Genomic DNA, 19,669 nt, shown 5'->3' on the forward strand with positions numbered 1-19,669 from the left:
ATGACTCTATGATTATCCTGCCTTTGATTCATGAGGTATAGCCCCGTATTAAATGAAAAAAGCCCCCAAAACCACTGGGAAGCGGAATGGAAGGCTGCTGTGATTTTATGAATGGCTTGTTGGTTCTGCACTAATTATTTTGTTGCTCTGTTCCCTTTTCCTGTTATTCACCGAATACAAAACAAACAACAAAATAAACCACAGAGGCGTAAACAATAATGCCGGACGCGTATCTTCAGCAAACAGCATAATCACCAGTATCGCAGCAAACAAAGCTAAGACCACAACATTAATCGCCGGCGTGAACGGTGCTTTGAATTTGGATTTTGCCTGCAGATCAGGCCGGGTCTTCTTATATTGGATATGGCATACGAGAACCACACCCCACACCCAGATAAAACAAATGGCACTTATAGTGGTTACAATTCCAAAAGCCTGCTCCGGAACGAGTTTGCTCAGAAGAGCCCCGGCAGAGATGACAAGCGTAGATATGAATAACGAATTCCCGGGAACATGATTTTTATTCAGTTTGGCAAAATGAGCGGACGCCCGGTCCTTCCGGCTCAGATTATATAGAATCCGGCTGGTCGAGAACATCCCGCTGTTGCATGCGGAAGCGGCTGAAGTTAATACGACGAAATTGATAATCCCCGCAGCAATTGGAATCCCTACCAGACTAAAGGTTCTCACAAAAGGGCTTTCCGCCGGACTGAGCTCCGTCCATGGGTTAATGCACAGCAGGACGAATAACGCACCAACGTAGAAAAAAAGGATCCGCAAAGGGATTTTGTTGATCGCGGACGGGATATTTTTCTCCGGATCCGCAGTTTCCGCTGCCGACACTCCTACTAATTCCACGCCGACATAAGCAAATACAACCATCTGGAAGGAAAATAAAAAACCTTTCACACCGTTCGGAAATACACCTCCGTGTTCCCACAGGTTCCGGACCGTTACCGATCCTGCATCCGTCTTGAGCCCCATAATCAGGAAAATGACGCCAATGCCGATTAAAGCAAGGATCGTGATGACCTTGATTAGAGCAAACCAGAACTCGAGTTCTCCGAAGTTTTTGACGGTCAGTAAATTAAGTCCTAACAAAATGATCAGGCAGACGACAGCCGGTACCCAATGCGGAATATTAAACCAGTACTGCACATATACGCCTACTGCAATCACATCAGCCATAGCCGTCATGATCCAGCAGAACCAATAGGTCCAGCCCGTGATGAACGCGACCCGGGGACCCAGATAGTCTTCGGCAATATCCGTGAATGACTGATATCCCGCTTTTGACAGCAGAAGCTCTCCAAGTGCCCTCATTACGAAAAATACAGCGATACCCACGATTAGATAGGTAATCATGATGGATGGCCCTGCCTGCTGGATCGCTTTACCCGACCCCAGGAATAATCCTGTACCAATGGTGCCTCCGATGGCGATCAGTTGAACATGCCGGTTTGCCAGTTCTCTTTTTAATTCGGTTTGTGCCATACCTTATTCCCCCTTATGAATACATACATTGATGCACAAAAAAAAGAGACTGGATGTCATCCAATCTCCCGGTTCATAAGAATAGGAAAGAATACTTGCCTGCTGATGCATCAGCATGACAAATACATTCCGTACTCTTCTGTCCTTTTGCCTGAGATTGTGAACCCTTCGGCGCCGCGAAATTCCGCGGTCTCTCCAGAAGCTGCTCCTGCTATAGTGTGATCCATAGCAATCATAGCTTGCGAATTATGAAGTTAATGTACAATGTGTTTCTGATATTCTAACATATTACTTGCGATGTGAGTGTTAGATCAGTGATAAAAGTCTCAAGCTAATTATTTCCAGATTTCTTCGGCAATCTCTTTAATATAGGCCAGTTTGTTCCACTGCTGTTCTTCTGTCAGGTGGTTGCCTTCTTCCGTGGAAGCAAATCCGCATTGGGGGCTTAGGCAAATCCGGTTCAAATCGACGTATTGCTTCGCTTCCTCAATGCGCTTCAGAATATCCTCTTTGTTCTCAAGCTCACCAAATTTGGAGGAGAACAGGCCAAGCACAACCTGCTGATTGTCCTTCAGGAAACGAAGCGGCTTGAAATCACCTGCCCGCTCTGTATCAAACTCCAGATAATAGCCGGAGTAGTTATCGATGCTCAGGAGCGTTTGCGCGATAGGCTCGTAACCTCCGCCTACTCCAGCATAAGTCGAAACATAATTGCCGCGGCAGACATGTGTTGTAACCACGAGATCGTCCGGCAGACCCGATACCACCGCCTCGTTCAATCTGGCAAATTCATCCGCATAATCAGCCACATTCACGCCAATCTGCTGCATGAATGAAATAAACTGTTCGTCGCAAAGTGCCCCCCACGTGCAATCGTCAATCTGAATACTGCGGCAGCCTGCTTCATAGAAGGCAAGAATCGACGCTTTGTACGCCTTGGCAATATCCGACACCAGTTCCTCCCGATTCGGATAGATGGCGTTCGTAGTTTCCTTATTTTCTGCCCGGTCCAGCTCGAACAGGAATTGCGCAGCCGCAGGAATTGATTGACGCGCAACAACGTCTTCGCCTGCAACTCCTTTTAGGAATGCATAATGGGATACAAAAGGATGACTGCTGTAGCTTATTTTGCCGGACAAACGGGAGGTTTCCGGTCTGGACTGCGCGCCGTTGAATTGATAGCCCTGGTCAATAATCGTCCGCTCCACACCGTCAAATCCCCAGAAGAAGTCCAAATGCCACCAGGAGCGGCGGAATTCACCGTCGGTTACCGCTTGAAGGCCAACCTCTTTCTGTTTCTGTACGAGCTTAATGATTTCGGCGTTCTCCACTTCCTGGAGCTGCCCGGCAGTAATTTCACCGTTCTTGAATTGCAATCTGGCCTCTTTCAACGCGCCCGGGCGCAGGAAGCTGCCGACAATGTCATATCGGAATGGAGTAATGGTTCTCTTCTTAGGTTCGGTTTGTGTGCTCATAGGTTAATCTCCTCGTAAAATAGAATGAATTTAATATAGCATACCCAATGGGTATGCCATTCTACGAAAGAGATATAGCAGGCTATAGGAATTGGTTATAGCCGGAATGAGCATTGAAACTTTGACTTAGCATGTGATCTGCGGCATTATCGCATGATCTTCCTGACCCACTTGACCTTGTCACCATAAGGCGGAAATAAGAAAGGGATATCCAGCTTCGTGCTCTTGGTCAGGACGCTTTTGGTATGGGAGAACAGTTCGAAGCTGTATTTCCCGTGATACGCGCCGATCCCGGCATTCCCTACTCCCCCAAAGGGCAGGTGGTGATTGGCAACATGGCTGATCGTATCATTCACACACCCGCCGCCGAAGGAGACGCGTGAGAGTACTTCCTGCTCAACCTGAGATTGTTCGGTGAACAAGTACAATGCCAATGGTTTGGGACGGGCGTTCACCATTTCAATGGCCTCCTCCACCTGACGGAAGCCCATAATGGGCAGTATTGGCCCAAAAAGTTCATCCTGCATCGCAGGGTCCGACCAAGAGGTAGCGGCAAGAAGCGTCGGCTCGATATAGAGCTCCTCTCTGACTGTTGTCCCGCCCGCAAGCACGCTATTGGGCTCCGCTTCCAGAATGGCGGCCAGCCGGTCGAATTGGCGTTCATTAACGATTCGGCCATAATCCGGACTTACTCTTGCGTCCGGCCCGAAGAAGGTGGCCAGCACCCTTTTCATCCGGGTAATCAATTCCTCTCTAATCTCTTCATGGGCAAGCACATAATCCGGGGCAATACAGGTCTGACCAGCGTTGATCATCTTCCCCCAAATAATCCGTTTGGCCGCAACATCGAGATTCGCAGTCCGCTCAACGATTGCCGGACTTTTGCCTCCAAGCTCCAGCGTGACGGGCACAAGGTGCTCTGCTGCGGCTTTCATGACAATCTTTCCAACCGGCACACTCCCCGTAAAAAAGATATAATCAAAAGGAGCATGAATCAGCGCCGAGGTGGTCTCCTTCTCTCCTTCAATCACCCGGATATACGTCTCGTCAAAGGTTTCACCGATGAGCTTCTTAACGGCAGCAGTCACTGCAGGGGTATTCTCAGAGGGTTTCAAGACTGCACTGTTTCCTGCCGCAATGGCTCCGATCAGCGGCTCAATCAGCAATTGGAACGGGTAATTATAGGGTCCGATGATTAGAACGGTCCCGTAAGGCTCTTTATACTGGTGACTTCTGGATAATGCAAGATAGAACGGTGTTTTTACCCTTTGCGGCTTCATCCACCGCTTCAAATGCTTGCTCATGTAGCGGATGCTGTCCAGCGTATAGCCTATCTCCGTCGAATAAGCATCAAATTCACTTTTGTGCAGATCCTGATACAACGCCGCCAGTAACGTCTGCTCGTTCCGTCTGATCGCATCCGACAGCTTCCCCAGCTGCTCCAGACGAAACTCCACGCTACGCGTATAACCGCTATTGAATTTCTCGCGGTGCTCCTGCAGGATTTCATTTACCTGCTCCGGGTTCCACTGCTTCATATTCCTGCTCCTCTTTAAATAAAATAGGTTTAGAGACAATCCCGTTCCAAAGCCATTAGAAGCCTTCTTAACAAATCCACCGATTCCTGCATAGACAACTCATAATATCGCTGGGTCCCTAATTGCTCAACTTTGATTACTCCTGCATTCCTGAGCAATTTCAGATGATGGGACACTGCCGGCCGGGACAAAGTCAGCTTCTCGGTAATTTCATTCACCGTCATCCTGCCATCCTCAGATAGATGGAGTAGAATATCCTGACGGTGCGGATCGCTTAAAACTTGAAGAATTGGAAGGCTTTCGCGAAAAATCTGCAATGCCTGCTTTCCCATGCTGGTGCCTCCTTGTCTCTGCAGTCCAAATGTTTAAACATTTAAACCAATAATATAGAATCATCTTACACTTTGCTTGCCCAATAGGCAAGAGCGCTCCGATGAGTGGACGATAAAATGCCGGCTTTCCACAAAAAGAAGGTGCGAGGAGCCGGTTCATCACCGGACGCTTCTCGCACCTTCATCTTCTTGTCTAGATCAACGCGTTGAAATGGCCCTCTGCATCAACCGTTGCTGTCCGGGGATCGGTCAGACCGATTCCCTTGAATCCTCCCTTTTGTTCAGTCCGCCAGACCGGGGAAGCGTCTTGAAGCGGAGGCGCCGGTACAAAATCGACGGAGGTGATACTCCCGCTTTTCTGCACCAGTTGGGCCTCCAGCAGTCGAATTTGCCGCTGCAGCTGCTCACGGCGATAGGGAGTCTGCTGATCTCCACCCTGCGCTGCATTCACCTTGTCGAGTTCCATCAACAACCGGCTCCGCTGCTTCTCCAGGGAACTAACATCGCTTTGTGTGCTGCCGTAAGCTGCAACGGGCTGTACCGGGCTTAGGCCTAATACTGTCTGTGCCGCCATGATTCGTCCCTCCGTTTCCTTGGCCCTCATTCTCAGTTCAGGCCTTTCGAAAGTTCTAATCATATCTATTACCCGGCCGTCGCCGCGATGACAACATTCCATCGGCATATCCAAAAATAATCGTCGCATAGTCCCAGTCTGCCTCTTGTTTCGACCCTCCCTAAGGCCCACACTGAAGTCCCCAGGTGCAAATTAATGCAAATGCCGGGGCATCTTTAAGAAAGAGATTCTGAAAAATCTATTTTTTAAACAAATCCGGCAAGATGTCATAAATATATTGGTTCACCCAATTCCATGCATGTGTGCCGCCATCGCTGACGATAAAATAAAAATTCCCTTTATTCATGTCCGCTGAATATATGAAATTCTCTTTGAGCTGCTTCATGGCATCGATCTGAGGCTTCATGTTCGGATAAGCGATGTCCAAGCTGCCTGTGGCGCAGAACAGGTAGTAATCCTGTGGCGTGTAACCGGATTGTTTGGCTACATTGGCAAGATACGCCGCGGTTTCCTGTGCCTTGGTTCCTCCACCTCCCTGACCCATGATCCAACTGTCACCGCTCAGTGGCATATAATACTTGAAATAATCGAGACAATTGATGAACGTATACCAAGTCGTTACAGACCCCATGGAGAACCCGCCGAATGCCCGATGCCCTCGGGATGCTTTTAAATCCTCAGTACTTGCGGATGCTGCATAGGTACGATATTTGGTTTCCACCATTGGAACAATGTCTTTCATTAATTCCTCAGGGAAGTACTCGGGTTCATTTTTCCCTCCATAAAAGGTAGGTGTCACTACAATAAGCGGCTCAATATCACCTTTGGCAATCATATTGTCCAGGATTCTCTTCATCTCTTTGCTTTCGCCGGGGCCGCCAAAAATGAGGTTTTCATTCTCGCCACCGCCATGCATAAGGTATAGCACATTATATTTCTTGCCAGCATTAGAAGCGTTGTAACCGGGGGGAAGATAAACGTTCAGCTTCTTTACGTCTTTCCCATTATTAAGATTAGTGGCCGTGTATGACAAACTTTCGATGGTACCCGGCTGGTTACTCTCTAATCGATATTCGTCCGGAATCGTTGTAAATTCCTTCTCATTTGCCGCTTCCTCGGTTAATACCAGCTTGCTGACCGCTTCTTTTATAGCAGCGTATTGTATGTCGATTTGGCTCTGGGTAACCTTCTTGCCGTTAATAACACCTTCTGCAGCTTTAACGGCAGCTGTTACAATACTTGCATTTTGGTAACGTGTGAGATCAAGCTTTTGCGTACTCTTGATCAAATTCAAGAGATCATAAGGATTTAATCCACTGACAGCATTTTGGGTCTTACCTGTGAGCAGGACATTTCCGAACTTCCCTGTATCGTTCCATGCAGTGCCTGTAGAATCAAACGCATTAATGGTCCCCGCCCGCTCTGAACCTTTAGCATCGTTAACCTGTAGCTCGATTCCGATCACTTTTCCGTTTTCAGGCTTCTTTTGCAAAGCAATTCTTGCCTCCACTATATATCCGTCCTTCACTTTCTTAGTAGAAGTGTAAAACCGTTCGCCATTCCCTACGTCAACAGACTGAATATTTTCGTAGTTTACGCGGAAATGCAAATCATCTACACCATATTCCTGTGACTTGTCATTGTTCTCATCCAGGAAAATTTCCAATGAATCTTGCATGTATGGCGTTCCGGATTGTACAGACAGGTTCTTATCTTTGATTTCTGCAAGGATATACAGGGCCTTATCATCCCATAATGCTTTAAATACAGCCGAAGTATCGATACTACCCGATACATATTTCGGTGTAATCCTTGGCGCGTTACTCCATATCTTATCTAATGTACCGTCCATTACCGGCGAACCGAAGTAGGCAACCATTCTCCCTTGGGCGTCCAATCCACTACTGTCTACCGGTATTTTTTTGGGCCCCGCCTGTGAGTTTGTGTTTTTCTTGACCACATTGATTTTGGCAGTCAGGGTTATCGACTCTTTATTTTCCTTTATCATTTTCCATGTAATGGTTGCAGTGCCCTTAGCAAGCGCTTTCACAATTCCGGTCTGATTAACCGATGCCACCGATGGATCACTGCTGCTCCATTGAAAGGTCGAACTTGACTGCTGGTTAGCAATCTGCAAAGTGAACGTTTCCCCGACCGACAGTACTATAGTTCCCTTGTGTATAAATCCAGGTTTATCCTTGGGTGAAGCTGCCGACGCATTTGACGATAAGCCTAGAACATTTGCAAATATCATGGAGAAAAGAGCCAAGAACACAACTGGTAACCGAAATTGCGTTGTACCTTTCTTCAACAATATCGCCTCCGTCAATGAAATTGGTAGTTCTGATGTAGAGCCGCACCTCGCTTTCCACAAAGGATATCATACGAGAATTGCTTATCCACTCACTTGCAATTACGTTTTAGCAAGCGGCTTTATTTTATCTTATTTCAATATAAATATCAATGTAATGAGAACGAATGCAAACGCATAAAATTGATCATTTCCATGTACTGAAATATAGGCTTCTTTAACTTTATAAGTGAGATGTACTTACAGTAATTTAGCTAAAACGACAATGCCAATGAGTTGTTCAGATCAAAGCGGGTCGGCGGGTGGGGTAAGTGGTGAAAACGATCGAATGGAGGGGGAAACGTAAAAATGAAAAACTGCATCCTACTGGGGATTCGGTAAACCCTTATTGTGAAAATAAAACATTTTCAGAATCGCATTCATTTAATCAGTAATTTTTTTAAGCTCAAAAATAGTCGCCTCTGATAACAAGATAAGCCTATCGTTATTAACAACTAAAAAGCTTAAACCTACAGGTATGCTTATTTTTTTCGATTACAATTTTATCGCCAATAAATATTAACATTATTTATGAAAAGGTTACCTTCCGCATTATAGACGGCGAAGGGAGCGTTCGGGGACATGCTCACCTTAACGATCTTGCCCCCGTTCGATCCTGAAATTTCCAATTCGGAGACGGCTGTATTCGGGCGCATTCAAGTTGTTGAGTTCTCATCCAAATGATAGATTAGTTGCACTAAGCCTGAGGAGAACTTTCTTGTACTAACCATTTTCAAATTCAACCTCTGTTTTATGTTCACAAAGAGCGGTTTCCCTTCTCCCAAAACAACAGGGTGAACAGATAACCTAAATTCATCAATAAGTCCTAAATGAATAAAAGTTGTGATAAGGCTTGCTCCACCATATAGCCAGATATCTTTGCCCGGTTTATTCTTTAAGTTATTTACTTCTTCAAGAATATGATCATTTATGAATATTGCTTTATGATCAGTACCTGTTTGCGTTCTGGAAAATACATATTTCTCTTTACTATGAATCAATTCCCATAATTCTTTATCAGAATCCGTATCATCGATTGCCGGAGTAAATTGTCCCCATAGATCATAGCTTTTTCTTCCATAAAAAATAGTATCAATTTGATTTAAGAAATCATTAAATCCCAGCTCAGGGTCCATAATGCACCAATCGACTTCACCATTTTCCCCTTCAATAAAACCATCTAAAGTAACCGCTAAATCTAAAATTATTCTTCGTTTCATGATTTGTTACTCCTTTCGTCATCTATTGAAGACAATACACAATACAACTCTCTAGTATCCATTCCTTGATTCCTCCCTTCTATTCTGTATGTTACATTGAAATTACGACAAAACTTGTCGTAATTGGGGATACCATACCAAATTAAGTCCGTCTACTTTGTATACGTTAAAGCCTTTGTATATGAGTATTAGTAAATAAAGAATCCTGATATTTCAACCCAGCACCTATTGCTCTATCCATACAGATATGAGCGATCCAGATGATCGATCCTACTAATAGATAATCATTTGAAAAATATAAGTAAGCTAACGCAAAAAGCAAAGGAAAAATAAAGGTGTGTCCCAAATTATAAACAATCGCACCTATTTTCTTATTCATTGTGTACCCAAGCATTGTAAGGTCAGGAACGAATAAAAGAACAACAAACAACCAGACGGGAAACTGTAGCTGCATGTAAATAAAAAAGGAAAGTGCTAAGGCAAGTGCATATTCAATATGAACGATTTGTTTATTCGTCATTATCTCTCTCCTTATAGGTCTTTATGAAATAAACCAAGCATGAGTTTTTCGATATCTTCTATATTCTCTAAATACTTCACCTCACTCGCACGTTCTTTAATGGTCTGCACGACTTTCAATCCCTGTTGATAAAACCGGATTTTCTCCTCAAGTTTCATGATTTTTTGATCGAATAACAGTACTGTTGTATCCTTACATTCTGATGATATAGATTTGTTGTCTCGTAATAGAAGTAATTGTTGAATTTCCTTTATTGTAAAACCTAATTGCTTTAATACGATGATAAGCCGTATCTGTTTTTCACATTCTTCATCAAATTCCCGATAACCATTTTCTCGCCTTATTGGATTCAATAAGTTCTCTTTCTCATAATAACGAATGGTATCCGGTTGAATCTGATACTTGGTCGCAAAATCCTTGATTTTCACTTTAGCCCTCCCTTCAGTAAAATCATAACATTGGAGTAAACTCCAAGGTCAACTATTCATTCGGCCTATTTTCCCCTTATAATTGATTGATACACTGGAAGCACTGATGCTGATTTATTTTCACCGGAAAAGTGGGATGACGATATGAAAAAAATATTATCTTTTATGGATTGGGGCCTATTTGCACTTCGATCGTATCACTATATTTTGCTAGCGTCCCGTCTATTGCAAGAAAGTGAATTTTCGTTCCTAACGGTAGTGAATATCCTTTGGCTGATTCTAGCGCTTGTCGTCCCTATGCTGTTCTGGTTCCCTGGGCTTAGAAATAACAGGACTTGGTTCTGTATACTGGAGCTGCTGCTGGGCGGTTCTTATTATGTAAATTCTTCCATCCATCCGGATCTGACTTCAAGGGCGGACTATTTGCTGCTCAGTCTTATCATGGGATACTTAATGACGAAGAAGACGATCTGGGTTATTCCTGTGCTGGCTTTCATTCCTTTTTTATCGCAGACTTACTTGCATTTGCCTTGGGAGCAGGCGTTTAGCTTCGCATCTGACAATTTGCTGTTCTGCTTCATCGGTATATGGGCGAGCTCCGTAGCCAAAGCATATGAAGAGAAGAATAAACTGGCACTAGAAGTGGAGCGGCAAAATAAGCTGCTAACCCTCTACTCTGCGGAAATAGAGACAATGACGCTTCAGGAAGAGCGCAACCGTATGTCGAAGGAGCTTCATGATACATTGGGGCACTCCTTTATTTCACTTATTATGAGCCTTGATGCTTCAATTGCCCTTCTGGATCGGAAGCCTGAAGAGGTTAAAGGCCGTTTAATCCGCTTAAGGGCACTCGCTGAACAAAATCTGGACGACATGCGAAACATTGTGCATGAAATGGGAGAAGAAGAGGGGGCGAGTATTACACAGCAGGTGGAGAACCTTGTCCTCCGTTTCCAAGAGCACACGGGAACTGTAATAACCGTCAATCTGCTGGGGACAGAGCCTAGAGTGCATTTTGAAGTGCGGCAAGCGGTCATACGTATCATCCAGGAAGCTTTTACGAATGCGCTAAAACATGGAAGGGCATCTCAATTGTACTTAGAACTGGAGTTTTCCGTGAGCAGGCTGCGGTTAATTGTTCGAAATAACGGCATACCAATTAAAAAAATGGATTATGGCTTCGGATTGACCACGATGAAGCATCGAATTGAGCGATTGGGAGGCAGCTTGTCCGTGGATTCTAAGGAGGAAGCTGAGGCGATTACCGAAGTCAGATGTGAAATTCCGCTGAAAGGGGTACTGCTGCATGTCGAACATTAAGGTGCTGATTGCTGATGATCAAGAATTGATCCTGGAAAGCTTACATATCGTGCTGTCCATGGAGGAAGATATCGAAATAGCTGCGTTGGCAAAAAACGGGGAGGAAGCCATTCATGGCTGTGAGCAGTATCATCCCGACATTGTGCTGATGGATATCAACATGCCTGTCATGGACGGCGTAGCTGCAACTGCCCTGATTAAGAAGCGATTTCCTGACATCAAGATTATTATGCTGACCTCTTATAAGGAAGTAGAGTATGTGCTTGCGGCTTTAAGTCATGGCGCAGAAGGTTATCTGCTCAAGGCCATCCATCCCAAGGATTTGGCTGCAGGTATACGCGTGGTTCATGCGGGAGGCACCTTAATAACCCAAGAGATGGCGGGCAAAATGATTAAAAGCATGAGCATGAACAATTCCTCCGCCTTAAAAAGTAATGAATACGGGCTCAGCGCCCGTGAACTTGAAGTGCTGCATAAGCTGGCTTCCGGCCTGCGTAATCAAGACATTGCTGAAGCGCTTTTTCTTAGTGAAGGGACAGTGAAGAATTACATCTCAACGATTTATTCGAAGCTTCAAGTCAAGGGAAGGCGAGAAGCTGCCCGCATAGCCCGAGATTCGGGCATACTGGATCACAAGTAACCATGTCATGACCAAAGCGCACTGTGTCTTTATGACTTTTTCAGTATAAACTCATAACTACCAAACGTTATAGGAGCTGATGAAAGACATGAAGAAAAAAAGGTCCCGCAACATAGAGCGGCTGCTTCGCTTTCCAATAACCTGGATGCTTGTGGGTGCGATCGCTATTATTCTTGTACAGGGGTTATTCCTTGTGCTGACCGAGCGAGTAGACGGGGCCGGTTCCCTATTCTTAACACTCCTGTTGGGTTTAGTAGCCATCCTGGTGTATAAGCTTATTATGAAATACGTGGCTCTGCGGCCCATTCCAGAGCTATCCGGGCAGCACGCAGGGGTGGAAGCTATCCGAGGCGTAATCACCGGAGCGATTTTTATCGTAGTATCCACGCTTATTATTGTTATACTCGGCGGCTACACCTTTCATTGGGCGGCTGCTGCAGATCCGGGTTCTATTCTCATGACGTCGATTGAAACGGCGCTGAGCGCAGCCATTGTCGAGGAACTGGTGTTTCGTGGATTGATGTTTCAAGCTATACAGAAATTAGGGGGCAGCTGGATTGCACTCGCGATCACTTCGCTTACCTTTGGGGCCTTCCATCTTGGCAATCCAGGAGCAACACTATGGAGCGCACTTGCCATCACCCTAGAAGCAGGGGTTCTGCTCGGAGCCGCATTCTTGTGGCGCCGTAATTTGTGGTTCGCCATGGGGCTGCATTTTTCTTGGAATGCACTCGAAGGTTCGCTTGGCATTCCTGTGTCCGGACTACCTGCGGCCGGGTTGTTTACTGTGAAGACAAACGGCGCAGCATTGCTCACGGGAGGGGATTTTGGCCTGGAGGGCTCCATTGTTACGGTGATCCTAGGACTTGTGATTGCCATTCCGATGCTGATCGGTGCTGCACGGAAACGGCCATGATTTGTTTCTCTCAGATTAGAATGGAAAGTTGGATCTTGCAAAAGATTGTCCAGCTCATGAACTCACGATACTAAACTGAATTAGCCTTTTGGATAAATAGTATAACGTAAATAAAGTTCCCCACAGCATGCTGTGGGGAACTTTATCCCATCAGAGGCGAACCGCCAACGCTACTCCCCTTGTCCGTTCGCCGCTCCCAACCCTCCACAATATTCAATTAAACCCGCCGTTTACGCGAATCGTTTGTCCCGTTATCCAACGGGCTTGGTTGCTGACGAGCAACTCGAGAACATTCGCAATGTCCTCCGGTTCGCCGAGCCGTCCGAACGAGTTCATTCGACGGAACGAATCGACCAACTCCGGTGATTTGCCATCCAGGAACATATCGGTTGCCACTTGCCCAGGTGCGATGCAATTGATGACAATGTCCTTGGGACCGAATTCCTTGGCCAATTGACGTGTTAACTGCTCGATCGCTCCTTTCGTTGCAGCATATACGCTGTATGTTGGAAGCATAGCACCAGAGACGGACGATGAGAAGTTAATGATGGTTCCGCCTTGCATCATATGCTTCATCGCTTGTTGGCAAGCAAAAAGGGTCCCTTTCACATTGAGCGCGAAATGCCGATCAAAAGTCTCCTCAGTAATATCAGCAATCGCATGATTTTCCATGATGCCAGCATTATTGACCAATATGTCCACACGCCCAAAGCGTTCTAGCGTTTCCGAAAACAACACTTCAATTTCGTTCACCTTGCTCACGTCGGCTTGGATTGATACCGCTTGGCCGCCTAATTGCTCAATCGACTTTACAACCTCGTCCGCTTTGCCCCGGTTCGAGGAATAATTGACAGCAACCTTCGCTCCGGATCGCGCTAATTGGATGGCCACTTGGCGACCGATGCCCCGTGACGGTGTGGACGAGGGTCTGTTGATCGAGCGATTAAGCGAGTCTAAGGAACAGAACGAACGCCTCCTTGAGCGTAAAACCGACGTAGAGCAGCGCCTCATGGAGTGTACCTCCGACCCGATTCCGGTGAAGCTGGTGCAGCAATTGTTAGGTCAATTCCACTCACTGCTGCACTCTTCTCCACCAGAGACGCAGAAGACCCTTTTCCAGAGCGTCATCAGGCAGATTCACTTCGGCGTCCCGAAGGACATGCATAGCATTGAACTGGAGTTTAACCCACAAGTGCAACAGCATTTTTTTGAACTGGCCCCTTCTGCCGAAACGGCAGAAGGGGCTTTTGCTGTGAATCGGCAAAAGTCCCCGTCGAGGTACATCGTCATTCTATTGTATAAATAAAACGCTCATACATCCGGCGATAGTTCTTCTGTCCTAGCCACTTTTCTAGTGCATCTGTTAGTTTGCTGATAGGAATTTTATGCTTATCGCCTATCTCGTTTATTTTCTTAATAGCTTCTTAGGTAGTGTGGAATTTTACACTGTCCAGTATACTAAATACTCAAAATAATGATATTATTGGAAAATTGTGTTATTATTAAGCGGCACATAATACAAATTATAGGAGGAATAGAAGGATGTTGAAGAAGATTAGTTCCATATTAATTTCGGGCGTATTAATGCTATCCTTATCATCCAGTGTTTTTGCAGAACAGGGAGATCCTTCAAACCCCGATTCTACGATAATTTCGGTTAATCCAACAGTGATTAATGATCAAGACTCTATTAGGGAGAGTTTTAATGAGTTGGGAATTGATGCGGATACACAAGAGAAACTTTTGGGAAAAATGGAAAGAGGAGAAATACTAGATTCGGAAAATCCAGCAAAAATGAATGAAGGTGTTACAACTAAATCCTCCAATCCCAAAAATAGTGTATTAGGTAAATCAGCAAATTCCGCTGGTTATACTACTCGGACCGTCTTTCCAGATGGATCTATTTCTATTCTATCAGTTACGCCTGGGGCAGGAACTGTTTGTGGCTCAGGGTACTGCAATTATCAAAATACAAAGATTTATAGCAGCAATACAGTTGTAACTGCATCATTTTTAGCCAACTTCACTATTGTAAATGGCGGATATAGTTACATTTCGAATGTCTGGGACCCAAGTGTAAGAACCTTTATTAGCACTTCATTTTCAAATTTAAGTTTAAATATTACAAGACCATCTGAATCTTTACAATTTAGTGCTCAAGCTTCAATGACTTGGATCTTCTCCTCAGTTGCAGGCTCACAGAATCAGTATCTAAATTTAGATGTGAAAAATGGAGCTGCCACATCTACTCCAAACTAACATCGCTTTTACTTTATCTGATATTGGCGGTGAAATATTGAAATTCACTAAAAAAATCGGTCTTTTAACTATTGTTATTATTGTTATTGTTATTGGGGCTTATTTGATTGGTAGAATCGGGATGGACTTTAATTACTGAAAAATAAATTTTAATGTAAGAATACTCTTGCGGTCCCTTCTGCCGAAACGGCGGAAGGGACTTTTGCTGTGCATCGGCAAAAGCCCCCTTCAAGGTACATCATTATATAGTACAAATAAACCCTCAGTAGCCCGTTTACGCACCATTCTGACCGGAGTGTGACCTACCCTGCTCCTATGGCCCTTATGCTGTAAATACAGGCTCCTGCGAGTTTTTCCTCAAAAAACTTGCCGCTACTTATGATACGGTTCACCATGATTGATCTTAAACTATCATTTCGAGGGAGCGTCTACTTCAGCAGACAACGGTCATCTTACCGTCTGGTATACGAGACCTATGGCTCCAGAGTCAAATGTCTTGTTTTCCAAAAGTTTAAGATTGATCTTATCCTTAAGACCTTGGAATAACGGTAACCCGCTGCCGATCAGGACGGGAGAAACCGTAATTTTATACTCATCTATTAAATCTAGCTGCATAAGATAGTGTGCTAATCTGGGACTGCCGAGGATGACCATATCCTTGCCTGGCTGCTGTTTGAGGTTCTGGATCTCTTCCTCGATACCTTCTTTCACCAGTCTGGAATTGTTCCATTCGACTTTCTCCAGCGTGGTGGAAAAAACGATTTTGGCGGTCTCTTCGATCCACTCGGCATGATTCCGCTCATGCTGCGAAGCTGATGGGTTCGAAGGCACAGATGGCCAGTAACTGTGCATCATCTGATAAGTCCCTCGTCCCCAAATGACAGTGTCGGCAGTACTCAGAATGTCTTTCGCGTGTTTCTCCAAATCAGCATCGTAGGAAACCCAGCCAATGTCCATTTCACCGTTTGGGCCTTCTACAAAACCGTCAAGCGATGCGTGCAGAAATAGAACGAGTTTTCTCATTTTCAGCTCTCCTTTGTTCACGAGGGATATCTAGATTATACATTAACTACATTTTAGTATATTTCAACTTGGATGTTTCTTATGGATTGCTAATATAATCTGACCTTCCGTAGCTGAGTTGGGTATGTTAAGGGGATGAAGGATGAATTTTTTCGCCTTTCTCAAGCATCTGGATGAACTGCCGGATCCGCTTCTCTCGGGTTTCTGTTTTTTTGGCATTGTGAATTCGAAATACGATTGCGTATTTATTTTGTCTGTCGAGCGTATCATAGAACGCCTTGGCCTTGGCATTGCGCTCCAACTCGATCGCGAAGTCCTCGGGCAGCGAGGCGATGCTTTGAGATTCGTAGGCTTTATCCCAGTTCCCATTCTTTTGGGCCTCTTCAATTGCCTTATATCCGGAAGTCTTCATTCGTCCGTTTGTAATCAGCTGTTGCGCTTTTTCTTTATTGACTTTCGACCAGATGCTCTTGGCCCCGCGCGGAGTGAACCGCTGCAGCCATGTTTTCTCATCTAAAGCTTCTTTCTGACTGTCAACCCATCCGTAACATAAGGCAACCTCGAGCGCTTCGTTATATGAAATCGTAACGACGCCGGAATTTTTTTTCGCAATCTGTAATCGGATGCCGGGTGAAGTATAATTATCGCCGAGCCAGCTCTCAAAAGACAGTGGATCGGCAAAGGACATAACCGGCAAGTCACTCGATTTTTTTACCATATAAGTCACCTCCTGATTCAAGTGTACACAATAATAGCTGACAATGGCAGTCAGTGATTTTCGACCGGTGTTATTGGAATAAGTGCCCCATTTTGATCGTGCTCGTGAGAGTTAGCCCTTGGCCGCACTCGTCAAAAAAGCATATAATTCTTGCACATGTAAAAGAAACAGCAGGTCTCGTTCATGAGACCTGCTGACCTGCTGTTACTATTCTATTAACTTGGCTGTTGTGATTTTTTAGCAACCCTCATGTGCCATTCAGCACAAATGACAGGCGTCGCTACAATTCATTTGTATATCCCCCGCAGGATTGCCGAAAGATGAACGGGGTCTCGAACACGACCGAAGAATTATGATCTGTCGTTCCTCGTATGGCCTCCAAGATCAGATTAATGGATACACGAGCCATCTCCTCCACCGGCAGCTTCATTGTGGATAAGGACGGCACTGTGTATCGTTCGATCTCGTGGTCGCCGTACGTCATGATCTCCATTTGGTCCGGAATCTTGATACCGGCTCCATGAAAGACCGACAACGCCGCGACCGCCATAAGACTGATTGGGAAAAATACAGCCGTTGGAGGTTCACCCTCCCCCGCAAGCATTCGCAGGGCCGCGTCATTCCCCCCCTCCATGGTCATGGGGGCACTCTGGATATGCGCCTCACTCAATGTTAAACCATACCGTGGGCAGGACTCGATGAATCCCGTTTGGCGCTGGCTGTTTTTGGTCTTTTCCATATAATCGGGCATGATAATACCCACATGTTTGTGTCCACGAATTGCGAACAGTTCGGCGGTCTTTCGCCCGATTTCGTAATTATCGACATGGACGTTGGCATAGACACTACTCTCCCGGTTGAAAATGACCGTGGGCAAGCCTAATGGATTTTGTTCCAAATAATCTTGATCCTCTTGAGAAATCCCCGTCAAGATTACTCCGTTGAACAGCCCGGCGTCGCACCTGCTCCTCATCTTATGGATCTGGGAACGCCGATAGGGATGGATCGTCATCTCGAACTCGTTCTCCTCCTGCATCATAACGCCCTGCGCCCCCATGAAGAAACGGCCAAGCATGTCGGCAGACAGGTCGTTCGGCCAGAATGCGGCAATGATCGGGATATTCTTATTGCCGGACTGCCGCAGGCGACGGGCAGCCACATTGGGTAAATACCCATATCCCTTCGCTGCCTCAATCACTCTTTCCTGGGTTTTTTTTGAGATTCTCATCTCATCGCCGCGGCCATTCAAGACCAGGGATACAGTTCCAACAGATAAGTTTGTTTTCTCGGCTATCTCTTTAATGGTGGACATTGATTTCACCCTGTTCTTATTGATTACGACTATCCATGTATTCCTTACTAGTTTATCAGAGATCGCAGCTTTCACCTATTCCATACTTCATTTCACCGGTTGGAGCTTCCTTTTAGGTTTGACAAATAAGACTACCCAATGATACCTTAATAATGCTTGCTAAAACGAAATTGCAATGCGTACACTTATTAACCGTGGAGACCAGAAAATGAAGAATAAAGCAGTCATTTCTACCTCGCCCTCACTGTGGACCACAGACTTCGTACTAGTCACCACTGTCATGACGCTTACGCGTATCTGCACCCAAGTTCAGACCATATCCATGCCTCTCTATTTCCAGCATCTCGGGGCAAGCATTACACTGGCGGGGCTATCCATGACTGTCTTCACTATTGCTGCTATGGTCTGTCGTCCGTTCGTCGGAGCGTTGTTGGATCAACGGGGACGGAAGCCGATCCTGATCATGGGATTGTTTCTATATGCCCTCTCCACATTGGCTTACGGTTTCATTACCGTGATTCCGCTTCTGCTTGTTTTTCGTATCATTCACGGAGCATCATTTTCGGCCGGTTCTACCTCCACCAGCGCCATGATTACCGATATCCTGCCAGAGAAGCATATGACACAAGGGCTGGCATATTACGGTATGTTCGGCACCCTGTCCATTGCCCTAGCTCCGTCCATGACTCTTTACCTCATCGAACATTCCACCTACATGGCGCTCTTCAGCGTAACATCGGGGCTTAGTTGTATTGCCTTGTTGATCGGCCTAGCCGTTCATTCCGAGCGAAGCCGTCCCCCCAAAATAGCCGATCACCGAAACAGGCCAGAGTCGGAGCCGATGGCTACCCCGGCACCCGTTAAATATTCCATATGGAACTCATTTATCGTAAGGAAAGCTTGTTCTCCTGTGCTCACCATGCTCTCGATAACCATCGCGACGAGCGCTGTTACTGTTTTCTTACCAACCTACTCCAGAACTGCCGGAATCCCCGGTATTGGCTTTTTTTTCTTGGTGCAAGCAGTTGCCTTGGCCGCATCCAGTGTAGTGGTCAGCCATCTTTCTAAGCAATGGGGGGCGGTTATGGTGATCCGCTGCAGCTTACTCGCGCTTGGCTTCTCTATCATGATCATAAGTCTATGCCCCACCCTATGGGCGATTCTGTGTGCAGCCGCGGTTTTCGGATTTGCCAATGGACTGTTGATGCCTCAACTCAATGCCCTGGCTGTACTGAGCGCAGAACCCCATCGCAGGGGGCAGGCAAGCGCCATGTTCTACCTGGCGCTTGATATTGGGATCGGGACCGGCGCGGCGGTCTGGGGAATGGTCTCCGATACCATCGGTATCCGGTGGATCTACCTTATTGCCGGATGCTTGCCCTTAATAACTCTGTTGGTCTCTGTATTGTGCCGTATCGATTACAATCTGACATCCGTTCAAGCAGAACAACAGAATCGGTCACATGGCAACGCTGGAACCACGCCCGCAGGGCAGTCGAATGAAGGCGACCTCAATGTTCCTTGATGATTATGCATGGTGAACTCTCTTG

General features: G+C 45.8%; 19 protein-coding genes and 1 riboswitch. Of the genes, 6 read left to right on the plus strand and 13 right to left on the minus strand.

Annotation, left to right across the window (positions count from 1 at the left end; all coding sequences use genetic code 11):
• Window positions 1-105: 105 nt before the first annotated feature.
• From AC0MA3_RS10990 to AC0MA3_RS11030, 9 genes are all read right to left on the minus strand, one after another.
• The gene (locus AC0MA3_RS10990) at window positions 106-1,494 is read right to left on the minus strand and encodes an amino acid permease (RefSeq protein WP_474656189.1); all 1,389 of its coding nucleotides are present in this window, start codon (window positions 1,492-1,494) and stop codon (window positions 106-108) included.
• 129 nt (window positions 1,495-1,623) lie between these two features.
• A riboswitch (glycine riboswitch) is annotated at window positions 1,624-1,703 on the minus strand.
• A 126-nt stretch (window positions 1,704-1,829) separates the two neighbouring features.
• Window positions 1,830-2,969 carry a 5-methyltetrahydropteroyltriglutamate--homocysteine S-methyltransferase gene (locus AC0MA3_RS10995; RefSeq protein ID WP_474656190.1) on the minus strand — a complete coding sequence of 380 codons (1,140 nt, stop codon included), beginning with the start codon at window positions 2,967-2,969 and terminating at the stop codon, window positions 1,830-1,832.
• A 146-nt stretch (window positions 2,970-3,115) separates the two neighbouring features.
• Entirely contained in the window at window positions 3,116-4,507 is a 1,392-nt protein-coding gene (locus tag AC0MA3_RS11000; protein WP_474656191.1) for an aldehyde dehydrogenase, read from the minus strand.
• A 29-nt stretch (window positions 4,508-4,536) separates the two neighbouring features.
• The gene (locus AC0MA3_RS11005) at window positions 4,537-4,839 is read right to left on the minus strand and encodes an ArsR/SmtB family transcription factor (RefSeq protein ID WP_379154671.1); all 303 of its coding nucleotides are present in this window, start codon (window positions 4,837-4,839) and stop codon (window positions 4,537-4,539) included.
• A gap of 193 nt (window positions 4,840-5,032) precedes the next feature.
• On the minus strand, window positions 5,033-5,413 hold the full coding sequence (locus AC0MA3_RS11010; RefSeq protein WP_474656192.1) for a hypothetical protein: 381 nt from the start codon (window positions 5,411-5,413) through the stop codon (window positions 5,033-5,035).
• A 238-nt stretch (window positions 5,414-5,651) separates the two neighbouring features.
• On the minus strand, window positions 5,652-7,724 hold the full coding sequence (locus tag AC0MA3_RS11015) for a sugar-binding protein (RefSeq protein ID WP_474656193.1): 2,073 nt from the start codon (window positions 7,722-7,724) through the stop codon (window positions 5,652-5,654).
• 695 nt (window positions 7,725-8,419) lie between these two features.
• Window positions 8,420-8,983 carry a dihydrofolate reductase family protein gene (locus AC0MA3_RS11020; protein WP_474656194.1) on the minus strand — a complete coding sequence of 188 codons (564 nt, stop codon included), beginning with the start codon at window positions 8,981-8,983 and terminating at the stop codon, window positions 8,420-8,422.
• Between the two features lie 166 nt (window positions 8,984-9,149).
• Window positions 9,150-9,503, minus strand: coding sequence for a DUF4260 domain-containing protein (locus tag AC0MA3_RS11025; RefSeq protein WP_474656195.1), 354 nt, complete (start codon window positions 9,501-9,503; stop codon window positions 9,150-9,152).
• 11 nt (window positions 9,504-9,514) lie between these two features.
• The gene (locus tag AC0MA3_RS11030; protein WP_474656196.1) at window positions 9,515-9,931 is read right to left on the minus strand and encodes a MerR family transcriptional regulator; all 417 of its coding nucleotides are present in this window, start codon (window positions 9,929-9,931) and stop codon (window positions 9,515-9,517) included.
• 144 nt (window positions 9,932-10,075) lie between these two features.
• On the opposite strand from AC0MA3_RS11030, the gene AC0MA3_RS11035 reads away from it, so the two are divergent.
• The 3 genes from AC0MA3_RS11035 to AC0MA3_RS11045 all read left to right on the plus strand — a co-directional run bounded on the left by AC0MA3_RS11035 (window position 10,076) and on the right by AC0MA3_RS11045 (window position 12,807).
• On the plus strand, window positions 10,076-11,251 hold the full coding sequence (locus tag AC0MA3_RS11035; RefSeq protein WP_379154653.1) for a sensor histidine kinase: 1,176 nt from the start codon (window positions 10,076-10,078) through the stop codon (window positions 11,249-11,251).
• Entirely contained in the window at window positions 11,238-11,891 is a 654-nt protein-coding gene (locus AC0MA3_RS11040; RefSeq protein ID WP_379154650.1) for a response regulator transcription factor, read from the plus strand. Before AC0MA3_RS11035 ends, AC0MA3_RS11040 begins: the two co-directional genes overlap by 14 nt.
• Window positions 11,892-11,979: 88 nt before the next feature.
• Window positions 11,980-12,807 (plus strand): lysostaphin resistance A-like protein, encoded by an 828-nt coding sequence (locus AC0MA3_RS11045; RefSeq protein ID WP_474656197.1) that lies wholly within the window; start codon window positions 11,980-11,982, stop codon window positions 12,805-12,807.
• 213 nt (window positions 12,808-13,020) lie between these two features.
• On the opposite strand, the gene AC0MA3_RS11050 is transcribed toward AC0MA3_RS11045, so the two are convergent.
• Window positions 13,021-13,698 (minus strand): SDR family oxidoreductase, encoded by a 678-nt coding sequence (locus tag AC0MA3_RS11050; RefSeq protein WP_474656198.1) that lies wholly within the window; start codon window positions 13,696-13,698, stop codon window positions 13,021-13,023.
• Here AC0MA3_RS11050 and AC0MA3_RS11055 point away from each other — a divergent pair.
• Together AC0MA3_RS11055 and AC0MA3_RS11060 are read left to right on the plus strand one after the other, a co-directional pair.
• Entirely contained in the window at window positions 13,691-14,113 is a 423-nt protein-coding gene (locus AC0MA3_RS11055; protein ID WP_474656199.1) for a hypothetical protein, read from the plus strand. The two genes, AC0MA3_RS11050 and AC0MA3_RS11055, sit on opposite strands and share 8 nt — an antisense overlap.
• Window positions 14,114-14,349: 236 nt before the next feature.
• The gene (locus tag AC0MA3_RS11060) at window positions 14,350-15,066 is read left to right on the plus strand and encodes a hypothetical protein (protein WP_474656200.1); all 717 of its coding nucleotides are present in this window, start codon (window positions 14,350-14,352) and stop codon (window positions 15,064-15,066) included.
• 447 nt (window positions 15,067-15,513) lie between these two features.
• Here AC0MA3_RS11060 and AC0MA3_RS11065 read toward each other — a convergent pair whose 3' ends face one another.
• The 3 genes from AC0MA3_RS11065 to AC0MA3_RS11075 form a co-directional block, all read right to left on the minus strand.
• On the minus strand, window positions 15,514-16,089 hold the full coding sequence (locus AC0MA3_RS11065; RefSeq protein WP_474656201.1) for a dihydrofolate reductase family protein: 576 nt from the start codon (window positions 16,087-16,089) through the stop codon (window positions 15,514-15,516).
• A gap of 127 nt (window positions 16,090-16,216) precedes the next feature.
• Entirely contained in the window at window positions 16,217-16,807 is a 591-nt protein-coding gene (locus AC0MA3_RS11070) for a YdeI/OmpD-associated family protein (RefSeq protein WP_474656202.1), read from the minus strand.
• Window positions 16,808-17,087: 280 nt separating this feature from the next.
• The gene (locus tag AC0MA3_RS11075) at window positions 17,088-18,119 is read right to left on the minus strand and encodes a LacI family DNA-binding transcriptional regulator (RefSeq protein WP_474656203.1); all 1,032 of its coding nucleotides are present in this window, start codon (window positions 18,117-18,119) and stop codon (window positions 17,088-17,090) included.
• Between the two features lie 208 nt (window positions 18,120-18,327).
• On the opposite strand from AC0MA3_RS11075, the gene AC0MA3_RS11080 reads away from it, so the two are divergent.
• Window positions 18,328-19,644 carry an MFS transporter gene (locus tag AC0MA3_RS11080; protein WP_474656204.1) on the plus strand — a complete coding sequence of 439 codons (1,317 nt, stop codon included), beginning with the start codon at window positions 18,328-18,330 and terminating at the stop codon, window positions 19,642-19,644.
• Window positions 19,645-19,669: the final 25 nt, after the last annotated feature.

The sequence above is a fragment of the Paenibacillus sp. LS-5 genome (genome assembly GCF_056121505.1).